12 protein-coding genes are annotated in these 15,826 nt (G+C 41.7%); 7 read left to right on the forward strand and 5 right to left on the reverse strand.

Going from position 1 to position 15,826, the window contains the following annotated elements:
- Window positions 1-69: 69 nt before the first annotated feature.
- From ACNOGP_RS12750 to ACNOGP_RS12760, 3 genes are all read right to left on the reverse strand, one after another.
- The gene (locus ACNOGP_RS12750) at window positions 70-1,065 is read right to left on the reverse strand and encodes a GntR family transcriptional regulator (protein WP_418212949.1); all 996 of its coding nucleotides are present in this window, start codon (window positions 1,063-1,065) and stop codon (window positions 70-72) included.
- A gap of 176 nt (window positions 1,066-1,241) precedes the next feature.
- Complete coding sequence (locus ACNOGP_RS12755; protein ID WP_007761788.1) at window positions 1,242-1,793, reverse strand: 30S ribosomal protein S16; 552 nt, start codon at window positions 1,791-1,793, stop codon at window positions 1,242-1,244.
- Between the two features lie 106 nt (window positions 1,794-1,899).
- Window positions 1,900-3,201 carry a Na+/H+ antiporter NhaC family protein gene (locus ACNOGP_RS12760; RefSeq protein ID WP_418212950.1) on the reverse strand — a complete coding sequence of 434 codons (1,302 nt, stop codon included), beginning with the start codon at window positions 3,199-3,201 and terminating at the stop codon, window positions 1,900-1,902.
- A gap of 196 nt (window positions 3,202-3,397) precedes the next feature.
- Between ACNOGP_RS12760 and ACNOGP_RS12765 the strand changes: the two genes are divergently transcribed.
- From ACNOGP_RS12765 to ACNOGP_RS12785, 5 genes are read left to right on the forward strand one after another with little or no spacing between them, the layout of a single operon-like run.
- Window positions 3,398-4,462, forward strand: coding sequence for an efflux RND transporter periplasmic adaptor subunit (locus tag ACNOGP_RS12765; RefSeq protein ID WP_418212951.1), 1,065 nt, complete (start codon window positions 3,398-3,400; stop codon window positions 4,460-4,462).
- Between the two features lie 9 nt (window positions 4,463-4,471).
- Window positions 4,472-7,504 carry an efflux RND transporter permease subunit gene (locus ACNOGP_RS12770; protein ID WP_418212952.1) on the forward strand — a complete coding sequence of 1,011 codons (3,033 nt, stop codon included), beginning with the start codon at window positions 4,472-4,474 and terminating at the stop codon, window positions 7,502-7,504.
- A 2-nt stretch (window positions 7,505-7,506) separates the two neighbouring features.
- A complete protein-coding gene (locus ACNOGP_RS12775) occupies window positions 7,507-8,811 on the forward strand; it encodes a TolC family protein (protein WP_143866944.1) in 1,305 nt (434 codons plus the stop codon).
- A gap of 16 nt (window positions 8,812-8,827) precedes the next feature.
- Window positions 8,828-9,886: a sensor histidine kinase gene (locus ACNOGP_RS12780; RefSeq protein WP_418212953.1), complete on the forward strand. Its 1,059-nt coding sequence runs from the start codon at window positions 8,828-8,830 to the stop codon at window positions 9,884-9,886.
- Window positions 9,879-10,679, forward strand: coding sequence for a LytR/AlgR family response regulator transcription factor (locus ACNOGP_RS12785; RefSeq protein WP_418212954.1), 801 nt, complete (start codon window positions 9,879-9,881; stop codon window positions 10,677-10,679). The genes ACNOGP_RS12780 and ACNOGP_RS12785 overlap by 8 nt, the downstream gene beginning before the upstream one ends.
- A gap of 9 nt (window positions 10,680-10,688) precedes the next feature.
- On the opposite strand, the gene ACNOGP_RS12790 is transcribed toward ACNOGP_RS12785, so the two are convergent.
- Together ACNOGP_RS12790 and ACNOGP_RS12795 are read right to left on the reverse strand one after the other, a co-directional pair.
- A complete protein-coding gene (locus ACNOGP_RS12790; RefSeq protein WP_418212955.1) occupies window positions 10,689-13,811 on the reverse strand; it encodes an ATP-binding protein in 3,123 nt (1,040 codons plus the stop codon).
- Window positions 13,812-13,991: 180 nt separating this feature from the next.
- Complete coding sequence (locus tag ACNOGP_RS12795) at window positions 13,992-14,519, reverse strand: DJ-1/PfpI family protein (RefSeq protein WP_418212956.1); 528 nt, start codon at window positions 14,517-14,519, stop codon at window positions 13,992-13,994.
- Between the two features lie 166 nt (window positions 14,520-14,685).
- Between ACNOGP_RS12795 and ACNOGP_RS12800 the strand changes: the two genes are divergently transcribed.
- Together ACNOGP_RS12800 and ACNOGP_RS12805 are read left to right on the forward strand one after the other, a co-directional pair.
- A complete protein-coding gene (locus ACNOGP_RS12800; protein WP_195477013.1) occupies window positions 14,686-15,045 on the forward strand; it encodes a winged helix-turn-helix transcriptional regulator in 360 nt (119 codons plus the stop codon).
- Between the two features lie 47 nt (window positions 15,046-15,092).
- On the forward strand, window positions 15,093-15,542 hold the full coding sequence (locus ACNOGP_RS12805) for a GNAT family N-acetyltransferase (protein ID WP_418212957.1): 450 nt from the start codon (window positions 15,093-15,095) through the stop codon (window positions 15,540-15,542).
- The last annotated feature ends 284 nt before the right edge of the window (window positions 15,543-15,826 follow it).

Below are 15,826 nucleotides of genomic sequence, written 5' to 3' on the forward strand. Positions count from 1 at the left end.
TCTTTTTTTAATATTATATGATTAATTGAACTCTGTGCTGAACTGTGCTGAATATGCGGCAAAAAAAAATTAGAGGGATTTTCGAAGCCTGACTCCGGTAGGGAGGTACTTCTGTACAGAGGCGTCATTGAGAACGAAGTTTGCCGCTTCGTTCCCCATCATTTCCCAGTCAATAGTCAATGAGGTAATTCCTTCGTCAATCACTTCGTAAGAAGGAATATCATTGTATGCCAGCAGGCCGAAATCTTTTCCACATTTCAGTCCCTCCAATCTTCCTTGTTTGACCACCTTTACAACGTCTTGTTGCTTGATGGCTATATAGGCTGCCCCTTTCTGCACTACTAGATTTTCAATGTCTTCCTGTATCTCGTATGAGAATCCTTGTTCTTCGCAGAAACGGGTAAAATATTCTTTGCTGCTTTGCGGATGTTTTAATCCTTTAGAGAACAGGAATACGATCTGACGGTATTTGTGCATTTTGTCTTTCAACGTCAGTAATGCCTGATAGAAAGACTCGTCAAAATCCTGACAGATATAGAAATACTTGCTTTTCTCGAATTTACCGAAGTCCAGAAGAAGCAGTCGTGCAGGATTAATTTTGTTAAGGGCTGTGCTGAATTTCTCGTTGTCGAAATTCATCACTATATATTTGTTGTATTTTCCTACGGATTCGCGAATGATGGTATTGAACAATCGCTCGTTGTATTGGTGAAACAACAGGTCGACCTTATAATTAATAGGCAGTCGTTTGATGAAACTGTTGTATAAAGCTTCTTTGAAAGGGGTATATTGGTCGAGTAACAATAAGACATTAGTCACCTGGCTGGTCACATAGTAACCTTTTCCGGGAGTGGAGTCAATCAGCCCCCGTTCACGTAAATCAAGAAAAGCCTTGAACACCGTATCACGCGATACTCCATAGTGTGCACTCAACTGGTTGATGGAAGGCAAAGAATCTCCTTCAAGAAATTCTTTCCTGGAAATAGCCTGACTAAGTGTGTCTGCCAATTGTGTGACCTTAGTTGCCTGTTGTCCGAATGTTGCTTTCTTATCAGTTCGTTTCATGCTAATATTATAAGAGTTAACCGTGCTGAACTATGCTGATGCAAAGAAAGGCATTTTATTTTGAAAGAAACTAATTATTTACTATGTTTTATAGCAGAAAATAAAAAAATCCCCTTCGGAGAACCAAAGAGGATTTATTGCTTTTTCCTAATTTCTTATTCGGAACCTGCTGAAAATTATTCAGCAGCAGCTTCTGTTGCAGGAGCTTCTTCAGCCGGAGCTGCAGCTTCTTCTGCGGGTGCTTCAGCAGCAGCTTTTTCAGCAGCCTCAGCAGCTTTCTTTTCAGCGAGTGCTTTTGCTTTCACTTCGTTGATTTTCTTTTCTGCTTCCAGACGTGCTTTAGCTTCAGCTTTCTTAGCTTCGTCTTGTTTAGCTTTCAAAGCAGCCAAACCTGACTGTTTGTTGTTTTTCCAAGCTTCGAATTTAGCTTCTGCTTCTGCTTCTCCGAATGCGCCTTTCGCTACACCGCCCAGAAGATGTTTCTTCATGTAAACTCCTTCACGAGAAAGGATATTACGTACAGTGTCGCTTGGTTGTGCACCTTTCAGTACCCATGCCAATGCAGCGTCGAAATTCAAATCTACTGTAGCAGGATTGGTGTTAGGGTTGTAAGTACCAATCTTCTCAATAAATTTACCATCACGTGGTGCTCTGCTGTCTGCAATTACAATTGAATAGAACGCGTAACTTTTACGTCCGTGTCTCTGCAATCTGATTCTAGTTGCCATTTTTAATAATTGTTTTTAATGATTGATTTGAATTATGCCATTATCTCGTAATAGCGGGCACAAAGATACGGCTTTTCTTTTGATTGACAAACATTTCGCTATTTTTTTACGAATATCGTTTAGGGTAGCGGAATAGGATGGCTAGCAATGCGCAGGCTCCCATCGTGAAAGGATAATAGAGATTACCGATGATACTGATAGGGGAAATATTGGCAAGTCCTGCAGCAATCAGCATTTGAGCACCGTATGGAATAATGCCCTGTATCAGGCAGGAGAAGGTGTCGAGAATACTGGCGGTTTTCCTCCGGTCGAGATGGAATTTCCGGGCGATATCTCTTGCTATCGGTCCTGTTGTTATGATGGCAATAGTATTGTTGGCGGTACACAGATTGGCGATACTTACCAAAGCGGCAATGCTTAGTTCCGCACCCCGCTTGCCGTTGACGTGGCGGGTAAGTTTCCGGATAATAAAATCAATGCCTCCATTGTAGCGGATTGTTTCCAACATTCCTCCTGCCAGTAGGGTGATGATGATTAATTCTCCCATTCCCGTTATTCCTGTTCCCATAGCTCCGAACCAGTCGAATATTCCGAAACTTCCGGTGGCAATGCCGATAATGCCACTTGTCAGGATACCTATAATTAATACAAGCATCACATTCATTCCGGCAACGGCTGTTCCTAATACTATTATATAAGGTATCACTTTTATCCATTCGATCGTTTGGATCTGAGTGGGGGCGGTGATGGATAATCCTTGAAAGATATAAATGCCCAATACGATGATGGCTGCCGGGACAACGATCATGGAGTTTACCCGGAACTTGTCACGCATGACGCATTCCTGTGTTTTCGTAGATGCGATAGTAGTGTCGGATATAAATGATAGGTTATCTCCGAAGAAAGAACCGCCGACTACCACTGCCACCATGAAAGGAAGCGCTATTTCCGTTTTTTCTGCCAGCCCCACAGCTACAGGGGTGAGGGCTACGATAGTACCCACGCTGGTTCCGATAGACAGGGAGATAAAACAGGCTGCAATAAATATACCGGCTAGCAGCAGATTATCCGGAAGAATATGTAATGTCAGATTGACGGTGGCGTCAATCGCTCCCATCTGTTTGGCACTGTGTGCAAAGGCTCCGGCAAGAATAAATATCCATATCATCAGTAGGATATTCTTGTTAGCGGCTCCTACGGAAAACTGGTAAATACGTTGATCGAGCTTCAATCCTTTGGTGATAGCGATTGCATAGCAGGAGGAGACCAGAAAGGCCACTGTAATAGGCACTTTATAAAAGTCGTTGATCAGGATAGATGTTACCAAATAGAGACATAAGAATACGAGCAAAGGACTTAATGCCCACCAACTTCCCGTCCGGTCTTTATGTATTTTTTCTTCAGTCATAAATTAATATTGCAGTATTTATTTGAGCTGCAAAGATAGTAATGAAACACATAAGTACGATAAAAGGCTCAATATTTCATCTCTTCTTTTTCTGTTTCATCCCTGTCTTTTCCGTCTCGGAAACTTTAAAACGGTTGCTTTCTCTTTTTTCGTCTATTTTCGTGTCGTTGATAACATAATTTATTTTTAGAACAGAATGACAACGACTAGATTCTCATTATGTATTTTTTGCCTTTGCCTGTTTGCTTCCTGTGGAAGAGGAGAACAAAAGACGGATGAACCGATACGGGTGAAAGTGGCAGAGGCGGAAACTTTGGTTCCTTCTTCGGAACGCGAGTTTTCGTTTATCTCAAAACCTTTTAAAGAGACGGAACTTTCTTTCAGAGTTGGCGGACCGATTGACCGTTTTGAAGTATATGCCGGAAATTTTTATCATCGTGGAGATATCATTGCAGAAATAGATTCCCGTGATTTTCGTATCCGAAAAGAACGCGCGGAAGCTGTTTACAATCAGGCGAAAGCAGAGTTTGAACGGATAAAGGTGCTGTATGAAAAAGATAACCTATCGGCCAGTGCTTATGAAAAAGCGCGTGCTGACTACACTTCAGCCAAGACAGCTTTTGAGACGGTGACGAATGAATTGGACGATACCCGGTTGATTGCTCCTTTTGACGGATATGTAGGAGAAGTCTATATCGAGAAGTTTCAGGATGTAAAAGCTACTCAGCCGGTGGTGTCTTTTATTGATATTACCCAACTGAAAATAGAAGCCTATGTCACACAGGACATAGCGCTTCAGGCAGAAAAAATAAAAGAAGTGGGTGTCCGTTTTGATGTCTGTACAGAGGAAGTATATCCGGCAAAAGTAGTGGAGGTTTCCAAAAGCACTACCCGGAATAATCTGTCTTTCTTGCTGACGGCATTGCTACCGAATAAACAGGGAAAATGGCCTGCCGGTATTTCGGGAAAGATGTTGTTGGACTTTCCGGCTTCTTCATCTGTCGCAATGGTGACTGTACCTCAAACTGCCCTTAGTCACCGGCCTACTGAAGGGGATTATGTCTGGACAGTGGACAATGCTACGAGAAAAGTCTCAAAGAAGAAGGTGATATTGGGTGAGTTACTCCCGAATGGAAAAGTCGAAGTAAAAGGTGGATTGCAGGCGGGAGAAACGGTGGCTGTCAGCAAACTGCGTTTCCTGTCGGAAGGGACTCCGGTAGAAATAATGAACCGGGAAATGCCGGTAACTGCTCAAAAGTAAGAGGAAAGTATGAAACTCGTTAAATATTTCTTGCAGAAGAAGTCAGTGACTATTCTGCTATTGCTACTGGTATTGGGTGGTGGACTGTTCTCCTATGTTAAGATGGGAAAGCTGGAAGATGCTCCGTTTACTATCAAACAAGCATTGGTGCTGACTCCTTATCCGGGGGCTTCGCCTTCCGAAGTTCAATCACAGGTGACGGATGTATTGGAGGAATCTATACAGTCGTTGGGGGAACTGTATTATCTTAAAACTGAAAATCGTGCGGGACTTTCTAAAATAACAGTCTATGTAAAGAAAGAAATCCGTGCGGACGAGATGCAACAGCTTTGGGACAAACTGCGTCGAAAAGTCAATGATGTGCAATCTAAATTGCCTGCCGGTGCGGGTCCGTCGGTGGTAAACGATGATTTTGGCGATGTGCTGGGAGTCTTTTACGGACTGACTGGAGAAGGATACTCATATCGGGAACTCGAAGAGCAGGCGAAACTGATTAAAAATGATGTGCTGAGGGTGAAAGACGTTGCAAAAGTGGAAATCTATGGCGTGCAATCTCCTACGATTGATGTAATCCTCAGTCCCTCCGTCATGGCGAGGAGTGGTATTACTACGGCTGATATTTCCCGTGCCTTTGAAGCTCAGAACCGGGTGGTGGATGCCGGAGGTATCGACACGGAAGTCAACAGAATACGTATCGAGTCTACCGGAAACTTCTATTCGTTGGATGATATTCGGAATTTGACTATTGTATCCCGTACAGGAGAACATTTCCGATTGGCGGATATTGCTGAAATAAAAGAAAGTTATCAGACTCCGCCTAGCAATAAAATGCGGATTGACGGAAAACCGGCGATAGGAATTGCTATTTCCACTGTACCCACAGGCAATGTAGTCGATATGGCAGATGCGGTCAAAGTGGAGATAGAACAATTTTCGGAGACAATGCCCGAAGGTTTTGAGTTGCAGTCAATTTATGATCAAGGATATGAATCCGCTGTAGCGAATAAGGGATTTATCTTGAATCTGATTATTTCCGTCGTGACGGTCGTTGCTATCCTGTTGTTTTTTATAGGGGTCAAAAACGGTATTCTGATTGGTAGCGGATTAGTGTTTTCTATCTTTGCCACATTGATAGTCATGCTGGTGCAAGGAATAGCTTTGCAGCGTATGTCATTGGCGGCTATCATCATTGCTATGGGAATGTTGGTGGACAATGCTATCGTAGTTTCCGATTCGGCGTTGGTCAATATGCAGCGTGGAATGCGTAAACGGATAGCTATATTGAGAGCTTGTTCTTCGACTGCATTGCCGCTACTGGCAGCTACTGTGATTGCGATTCTGACTTTTTTACCAATATATTATTCGCCGCATATTACTGGCGAGTTATTGTCATCCTTAGTTGTAGTTATCGGCGTTTCGCTGATGTTCAGTTGGGTCTTTGCGCTGACACAAACACCTTTCTTTATTCAGGAGTTTGTCCGTCGGCCAAGACCCGACGAACTAAAGACGGCACTTTTTTCAGGTAAATATTACGATAAGTTCCGCTCTTCTTTGGGATGGGTAATTCATCACAGGTATGCTACTGTAGGATGTATGGTTATATTGCTGGTGTTGTCCGCCTGGAGTTTTAAATTTATCCCGAAAGTATTTGTGCCGGCATTGGATAAACAATATTTCACGCTTGATATGTGGTTGCCCGAAGGGACACAGATAGAAGAAACGGATAAAATGGCGACAGAGATGGCGGACTTTATTCGCGGACAAGAAGAAGCGGAAATGGTATCTACCTATATAGGAAGGACACCTCCGCGTTATTACTTGTCTAATGTGGCTTTCGGACCTCAATCCAATTATGCGCAGATATTGGTGAAGTGCAAGACTTCGAAACTTTCCCGTCAATTACACGCACGCTTACAAGATTCAATTTCGATCAAGTATCCCGAACCTCTGATTAAAGTGAATAATTTTGAATTGAGTCCATTGACGGAAGCGGTTATTGAAGCTCGTTTTCTCGGACCAGACCCGGCCATACTCGATTCGTTGGTAGGTCAGGCAATAGAGGTGATGCGACGGAATCCTAAAGTAGCGGATGCGCGAAATGAGTGGGGAAATATGGCAATGGTTATCCGTCCGGTTTATGATCCGGTGAAAGCCGGAGCTTTGGGGATTACGAAAGCGGCTATGATGGAGTCAGTGAAATCTATTAATGACGGCTTGCCTGTCGGCATTTACCGGGATGATGAGAAAAAAGTTCCCGTACTTTTGAAATCGGGTAATGTGAACATCACCGATGTACATTCCTTAGGCGACTTCTCTATCTGGAACGGTGAAAGGTCGGCTCCGCTTTCACAAGTGACGGAACGTATAGAAACGACTTGGGAATTTCCACAGATACGGACTTACAACCGTCAGCTTTCGATGGCTGCCATGTGTGGCGTGAAGCCAGGACATACAATGGCGGAAGTACACGGAGAAATCAGGGAAGAGATTGAGAAAATGCAACTCCCTGAGGGATATACTTTCTTCTGGGATGCGCAATATAAGGATCAGGGAGAAGCGATGCAGGCCATTGCTAAGTATTTCCCGTTGGCATTCCTTGCGCTGGTGCTTATTCTGGTTGCTTTGTTCGGCAATTTCCGTGAACCGATTATTATCATCTGCATCTTGCCGCTGTCGCTCATTGGTATTGCTGTGGGGATGTTGCTGACGGGATTTGACTTCGGTTTCTTTCCGATAGCCGGCTGGCTGGGACTTCTCGGAATGATTATAAAGAATGTGATTGTACTGATTGACGAAATAAATGTGCAACATCGGAGTGGTATTGATCTATATACTTCTATTGTTGAGGCTACGGTTTCCCGAACCCGTCCGGTATTGATGGCGGCTACGACGACGATTTTTGGTATGGTACCGCTGTTGTTTGATGTCGCATTCGGCGGTATGGCTGCCACTATTATCTTCGGACTTACATTTGCTACGGGACTGACCTTGCTTGTCACCCCTGCATTGTATGCTATGTTCTACAAAGTAAAAGGAAAATAAAAATGAAAAAGAGAATATTTTATCCGTTATTCTGCTGTTGCGCTTTTCTGTCTGTACCTCTTATGGCTCAACAAAGTCCCTTGTTGGAGAAATACCGGATGATGGCATTGGATTATAATCATGATTTGAAAGCGGCTGAGAAGAATATCGCCGCTAGTGTGGAGATAGAGAAATCGGCAAAAGCGGATTTGAAACCCAAGCTTTCGGGAGCTGCGAACTTTCAATATACAGGCAATCCGTTGGAGCTGACTTTGGATGTCCCTTCTATCGGATTGTCGAAGACGGTGGAAGGAAAGCAATTGAATTATGGAGGCTCTCTTTCTCTCTTGCAACCGATTTATACGGGCGGACGTGTATTGGAGTCTATCCGTATGGCGAAACATCAACAATCATTGGCAAGCAATCAGGCGAAGGTTTTGAATGACGCAGTCTGTTATCAGACGGATATGCAATATTGGAGTGCTGTAGCGCGACAGGAGGTTGTATCTGTTGCCGAAGATTTTCGTAATTCGATAGCAGCTTTGGTAAAGACCATCAAAGAAAGGGTGGAAGTGGGGCTTGTAGATCCGCAGGATTTATTAATGGCGGAGGTGAAACTGAATGAAGCGGAGTATCAATTGCTACAGGCGCAAAGTAACTTCGAGACAGGTAGAATGGCACTGAACTCAATGATCGGAGTCCGATTGGAAAATGCGACGGAACTGGATGATCAGATACCGGTGGTCGTTATTGAAGATTCTGTCTGGTTGTCTACAGGTGCGGAACGTCCTGAAATCCGGATGGCCTATGACCGGATCCGTATAGCGGAGAGTACGAAGAAACTGAATGATTCACAGTTTAAGCCGCAGTTTTATGTGGGAATAGATGGTAGCTATTCTTCTCCCGGTTATAATTTCAAGAAAGATTTAGACCCCAATTACGCTGTTTATGCTAAAGTGTCCGTCCCTATCTTCGAATGGGGAAAGCGGAAAAGTGAGAAGCGTGCGTCGTCCTTTCGTGTCGGTATGGCGGAAGATAATCTGAATAAGGTGATGGATCAGGTTGAGCTGGAGATAGGTGTAGCACGGAAAGCTTTGTCGCAAGCTATCGAGCGTGTTCGCTTGAGTGAAAGTTCATTGGCAAAAGCAGAGGAAAATGAAGCGAAAGCTGTGGAGCGTTATAATGAGGGTAAGGTGTCTGTGGTGGAAGTAATTGATGCGCAGACTTACCGGCAAACCTCGCAGGTAAACTATGTGCAGGCCAAAGCTGCCGCTCAGGGACATTATTCGGAATTAATAAAAGCTCTTCATGGTTATGATTATCGGTAAAAAACAGTAACTTTGTATGAAAAGAACTGCCAATATAATGAATGTGAAATTTAATACCTTATTTTATACCGCATTATTTTCAGGATTGGGAGTGTTCTCTTTTCTGTTGCTGATCAATTATGCCGCCTTTCCCGATAAGGTTGCCGACATTCTTCATTCTGTCGGTACATTGGCTTTCTTTGTGCTGGCATTCAACGTGTTGGGATATGCGACGATGCGGTTGAGTACGTGGGTGGATAATCAGTATGCACTGAATCTGCATCGTCGCTGGAAATTGATATCTGTCTATGTCGTTGTGATGGGGATGTTCTTCCTGTTGAATTACGGTTTGCTGGTAACAGCCAAGCTGCTGGCCGGAGCTTCCCATCCGTTCATGTTTCCCAATGGAGGGTGGCGGATTCTGATTACGGTATGGCTGGTGGAACTGGTCATTCTAGGTTTGCTGTTGGCCAATCGTTCCATACGGAATGCCTTGAAACTGCAACAGGAAGCGGCTGCCTTGCAAAAAGAAAACAATACGGCACGTTACACTGCCTTACAAAATCAGTTGAATCCTCATTTTCTGTTCAACAGTCTGAATACATTGATTTCTGAAATTCGTTACAATCCCGCTAATGCGGAATTGTTCACCCAACATCTTTCCGACGTATACCGTTATACGCTCCAATGCCAAAACCAACGGCTGACAACCTTACGGGAGGAGTTGAACTTTTTGAATTCTTATGTTTTTCTGCATCGGGTGCGGTTGGGGGACTGTATTTATATTGATAATCGTATTCCGGAGTCTTGCCTGGAATATCAGCTTCCACCGCTGACTATACAGCTGCTCGCTGAAAATGTGATAAAACATAATGTTATCCATATGGGAAAGCCGATGACGATTGAGCTTATCTATGTGGAAAAGGAAAAAGAGCTGGTTGTTAGAAACCGGATACAGGCGAAAAAAAGTGCAACAGCTTTCGGTACGGGATTGAAGAATCTTTCTGCCCGGTATAAATTGTTGTGCAGTCGTGATATTGTGATAGAAAATGATTCGCAAGAGTTTACTGTAAAAATACCTTTGCTCTATGAATAAGATTAAAGCTGCTATAATAGAGGATGAAATTCCGGCTGCCCGTCTGCTTCGCGACACTTTATTGTCTCTGCGCCCTGATTGGGACGTACAGTTACTTCCGGGTAATATAGAGGAAGCGGTAGAGTGGTTTGCCCAGCATCCCCATCCGGACATTCTTTTTCTGGATATTCAGTTGACGGATGGCAATTCGTTTCTCTTTATTGAACAAGCCCATCCGGAAAGCATGATTGTGTTTACTACTGCCTATGATGAATATGCCGTACGTGCTTTTACGGTCAACAGCATTGATTATCTTCTAAAACCAATTCATGAAGAACGCCTGTTGCAGGCTATCCGGCGTTTTGAGGGACTGACTAAGAAAAATATTCATGATTTCAATTCGGAAAGCCGGATGATGGAAGTTTTGCAGCAGCTTTCTGTTGCACAGGAGTCTTTATCGTCGGCGCATAAAAAGTATCGTACGCGGTTTCTGATTTCCAGTGGAGAGAAACTTCTGACTTTGCAGGTTAGTGACATTGCTTATTTTTATTCGGAGAATAAGTATACCTTTGCGGTGACGCACAAGAGCCGGGAGTATCTTATTGATTTGGCTTTGGATAGATTGTGCGAGCAATTGGAGCCCGACCGTTTTTTTCGTACGAATCGTCAGACTCTTGTCTGTATTGATGCAATTCAACGCATTGAATCCTATTTTTTAGGGAAAGCAATCGTACACGTATTGCCTCCCTTCAAAGATAAAATTATTGTCAGTAAGGATAAGATGGCTTCTTTTAGGATGTGGCTGAATTATTAGAAGTTTACCTTACAGTAAGATAATGCGTTTCTGCATGATGTCTTTTAGCTGCGCCTTCAATAAGTTGGCATTGATGGGTTTAGGCATATAACCGTCAAAGCCGCTTTCCATTACCCTCTGTTCATCTGAGGCAAAGGCAAAGGCAGTAATGGCGATAATAGGTACTTTGGCCGAATATTTGCGGATCTCTTTCGTTGCTTCATATCCATCCATGACCGGCATATTGATATCCATCAATACGATTTGCGGATTGTACTCCTTGAATAGGTTTACAGCCTCTTGTCCATCCCATGCGTGTATCAAGCGGTAATCGTATTTCAAAATAGACTCAAACAGTTTATAATTGCTTTCGTTATCTTCGGCCACTAGGATAATCAGTTTGTCTTTTTCTATCGCAATGGTCTGGATTTCTTTTTGGGGAGCTTTTTCTATTATGTTGCTTGCTTCTTTATAAGGTAATGTAAACCAGAATGTAGAACCTTTTCCTTCCTCTGATTCTACACCGATTTTACCGCCCATATTGTCTACAAGAGTCCGGCAAATGGAAAGCCCCAACCCTGTGCCTTGAGCAAATGAGTTCAGTTTGACAAAGCGACCGAAAATACTGTCCTGTTTATCTTTGGGAATGCCGCAACCCGTATCAGCAACATAAAAATACAATTCATCTTTTTGGCGTTTGTACCCGAATCGGATGCTGCCTTCAGTTGTGAATTTGATTGCATTTGTTACAAGATTGATAATCAATTGGGATAATCTGTTTTTCTCTATATGTGCGCAGCAAGGTTGTTCGGGAGCGATGAACTCCAGTTTTACCTTGTCCGATTTTAGTTTCAGTTGGCAGCTGTTTTCTAAATCACTCATTAAATCGTTAATCTCTACATTGGAATAATTAAAGTCCAATGTCCCGGCTTCTATTTTCGATAAGTCCAAAATATCACTTATAAGTTGTAATAACAGGGTGTTATTATTCTCAATGATACTTACATATTCTTGTTTTTCCTCTTCTTCCTCGGTAGAAGCCAATATGCCGGAGAAGCCGACAATGGCATTGAGTGGAGTACGTATCTCATGACTCATGTTTGCCAGAAAAGCAGACTTCAGACGATTTGATTCTTCGGCACGGTTTTTTGCATTAACCAATTCCTGCTCCATCTTTTTTCGTTCGGTGATGACTAATGAAGAACCTACTAAGGTCAATGGAGTGCCATTTTCATCTCTAGTCTCAACTGCCGCCTGAGCTTCTACCCAGTCTATTCTGTGAAGACCTTTGTGAGGGTTGACGATACGATATTCTTCTTTTACTTTGTCCGAACGACCTTCTATCAAATTTTTGTAAGCCTGCTCTACCCGTGTACGGTCTTCTTTGAATATTTTGGCGAAATATTGATTATCGGGCACTGCCAATTGTTCTTCAGCTACGTCTTTCCCGGACGCGCTGAGCTCTATCGGTTTGTTTATATCGCATAAAATAGTGTGGCTTTGTAAATCCCATTTCCATGGCACGATATTAGCCACTTCGAGCGACATGGAAAGTTTATTGTTGATTGTACTTAATTTTTGTTGTGCCTTGTGCAGTTCTGTGCTGTCCAGACAGAATACGTCAATAATATTGCTATGTTGTGTTCCTTTGAGTATTACATCATAAAACGTATTGCTTTTCTTAAAATAATAAGGGAATGTGATTGCTTTATTTTCATCAAGTGCTTTTTTTATAAAATGTAGGAATTCCGGCATAGATTCAGGGAAAACCTCACTTGCCTTTTTGCCGATTACCTCTTCTTTGCAAAGAAAGTATTTCTCGAACTGGGCATTTACTTTCCGGTAAATCAGTTCTATGGGCATGCCTTTTTCATCGGTGATTAATTCTTCCTGCATATAGAGAATAGGCATATTGTTCACCAGATTTTTGTAATTCGTCATGGCGTCTATTTCTTTCTGTTGCATTTTTTTTATGATATTCAAGTTGTGAATGCGGTAAAAGAAAAATAGTGCAAGCAGAAAAATGAAAGATAAAGAACCTATAATGAAATATTTGTTTAGTTCCCAAAACGAAAGCGGCTTGTGTAGGAAATGTGTATCCGGGGGACATATGGAAGGGGAGAGCCCTTTGCGGAGCAATGTGGTATAATTGATGATCGGTGCACCGTCCGACGGCATATAGAAAGGCAGGTCTCGGGCTTGCTTGCCTTGAAATATGTCGGAGATAGTGCGGACTAATTCTTGACTGTATCTTTTTTGGTTGTATGTGTAGCCTCCTATCATACCGCCGTTTTCTTCGGTAATGTCTGTCATGTTAAGAGTAAAGATTGGGGCAGGAGTTGTTACGATAAGCTTGTGGTCATTAGACATTAGCGAAGTGTTTCCGGCAAAAGTTGTTTTGTAAAACCAAGATGCAAATAAAATGCCTGTTGTTTGCGGGTCAACACGATACAATGAGTCCAGCAATTGGTTAGTGGTCATCTTTTGCGGTGTTAGAAATTGGTATTCTATCTTTGGATTTTTTACTTTTAGTTCATTTTGAATATCTAGACTTGCACTTAAATTAACTTCTCGTTTGTCACCGATGAATATGAACTTTTTTATATTGGGTTTTATGTGGTTGATTAGTTGTACATTTTCGCGGAGATATAGTTCTGAGTACAAGAAAACCATATTGTATGGCTTTGAGAATTGAGCGATCGGAGTTCGGTCTTCCGGTTTGATTGCTTGTTTTTGGAGATAGGCTTCATGTGGCCCTTGAAACGCCTCCTCAGAACAGAGTACAATGGGGATATCGCCCCATAGTTTTCTGTATTCGTCTCGTAATGTGAATGCAGGACTTCCTAACAATACCAATAAGCGAGGATGTGGTTGCGTATACTTCTGAGACAGCATATTTTTGAATTCCTTCAGAATGGAATCATTGTCAATCATGAATGTGTTCATGTGTTCGGCATACAAAGCCAGTTTAGGGTCTTTTTGTACGTATTCTGATATAGTCGAAATCATTCGGGTACTCCATGGCGTTGATTCGGCATAAGAGTTAATACATAGAATATAATTCGGAATATCTATATAGTTTCTTTGTGCTTGGATGGATGGCGCAGATAAGAAACATAAAAAAAAGAGCCATAAGCATTTTTTTATATTCATGGGAAATGTTTGTCCGTGATATTTTAATAGGTTGTTTCCTTTACAGTTACAAAGGTAGTGAAAAAACGGATTGAAAAACTATTTCCATGATTAAATTTGCCGGAATACTTATATTATATGAATTCTCTGGCTCTTTTTTATGTTAAACTTGCTTTAAGTGGTATAGGACTTGATTAATGTCTATTTTAACGCCTTGATTACCTGTGGCATCATTGTCCAAATGGTATTTTCATCTTGAGCAGTGAAAAAGTTACCATCTATCTCTGATTTTTCATCAGTAGCTGTTCCGTTTTGAATGGCTGGTTTGGCTAATGGGTGAACTGCTACTTTCTTCCCTTTGGTAATTCCTGTAAAGTCAAACATCATTGCGCCGGCGCAATGTCCGATCATCATTTTTCCCTTATCTCCGAAAGTTTTAATGACTTGCATTAAATCTACATTGTAGGGTTTATCAGCATTCTGCTGAAATACAGGCACTGCATCGCCACATGAGAAAACGAGTGCGTCGAATTCATCTTCGTGTCCCTTCAAATTGGCGATCACGTCATCTACTGTCAGGCTGATTCCTGAATTTGTTTTAATATCCTTCGTATCCGATACGGCAAATACTTTATATGAAATGCCATTTTCGAAAAATGCTTCCAAATATTGGAATAGCCCACAACCATTTACCGGATTCACTGCTAAAACTGCAACTTTCTTTGCCATAATCATAATTATTTAAATGAAACAATAGTTATTATTAGTAAGTTTATTACTTTTGTGATGCAAATGTATCTTTCTTGTTTGAAAAATGCAAGAACGTACTTGAAAATAAGGAAGTTACATAAAGGTAACTATTGCTGAATTTCAATAAAATACAAAACGTTAAAGAATGAAAAACTTTCATCCGACAGGAAATTGTCCGATAAGAGATGTGCTAAGCCGTTTGGGAGACAAGTGGTCGATGCTGGTGCTTATTACGTTGAATGCCAATGGCACGATGCGTTTTAGTGATATTCATAAAACGATAGAAGATGTTTCTCAAAGAATGTTGACCGTTACGTTACGTACTTTAGAATCAGACGGATTGGTGGAGCGGAAAGTGTATGCCGAAGTACCTCCCCGTGTGGAGTATTGCCTGACAGATACGGGTGGCACTTTGATTCCTCATATTGAAGGACTGGTAGGATGGGCTTTGGAGAATATGGATACCGTTCTGGAACATAGGCAAATGAGTCAGCAACATGAATGAATTGGCAATGGCAGAAATGAATCAGATAGAATTCAATGACTAAAAAGATGGAAGTAAAGCTAGTAACTTCGGATAAAAAAGAATTCATCGAATTATTACTCTTGGCTGATGAGCAGGAAAGTATGATTGACCGGTATTTGGAGCGCGGCGATATGTTCGTTCTTTATGATAACGGATTGAAAGCTCTTTGTGTAGTGACTCGTGAGGGGGAAGGTATTTATGAAATCAAGAATATCGCTACCGTTCCTTTCTTTCAACGGCAGGGGTACGGAAAACGTTTAATCGAATTTTTATTTGAATATTATCAGGGAAAGTGTTCTGAAATGTTAGTGGGTACAGGCGATGTACCTTCTTCCAGATCTTTCTATGAACACTGTGGTTTCACTATTTCTCACCGGATAAAGAATTTCTTTACTGACAACTATGACCATCCGATCTATGAGGATGGCGAGCAACTGGTGGATATGATTTATCTGAAGAAAACTTTTAGTGTGTAGTGCTGGATATTCAATCATTTGGATGAAATAAAGAATTTTGTTCGTTTATGTTACTGTGTGAATGAACGGTTTATTTATATCCTTTTATTGTGTGAAAGTGTGTTTCTCTATTTTTACATTCGGAGAAGGCATTCTTAATAAACGCAATTTCTGTTTATAATAAACTTTTGGATAGTTTATTATAAACGGTATCAGAGTTTATTAAAAACTATTTTGAGCGTTTTTAGAGATCACAGAAAAAGAAATGTGTATAAATATAAACAAAACAGGGCAATGATCGCTAA

This window comes from Bacteroides difficilis, assembly GCF_048319815.1.
Lineage (GTDB): Bacteria > Bacteroidota > Bacteroidia > Bacteroidales > Bacteroidaceae > Bacteroides > Bacteroides zhangwenhongii.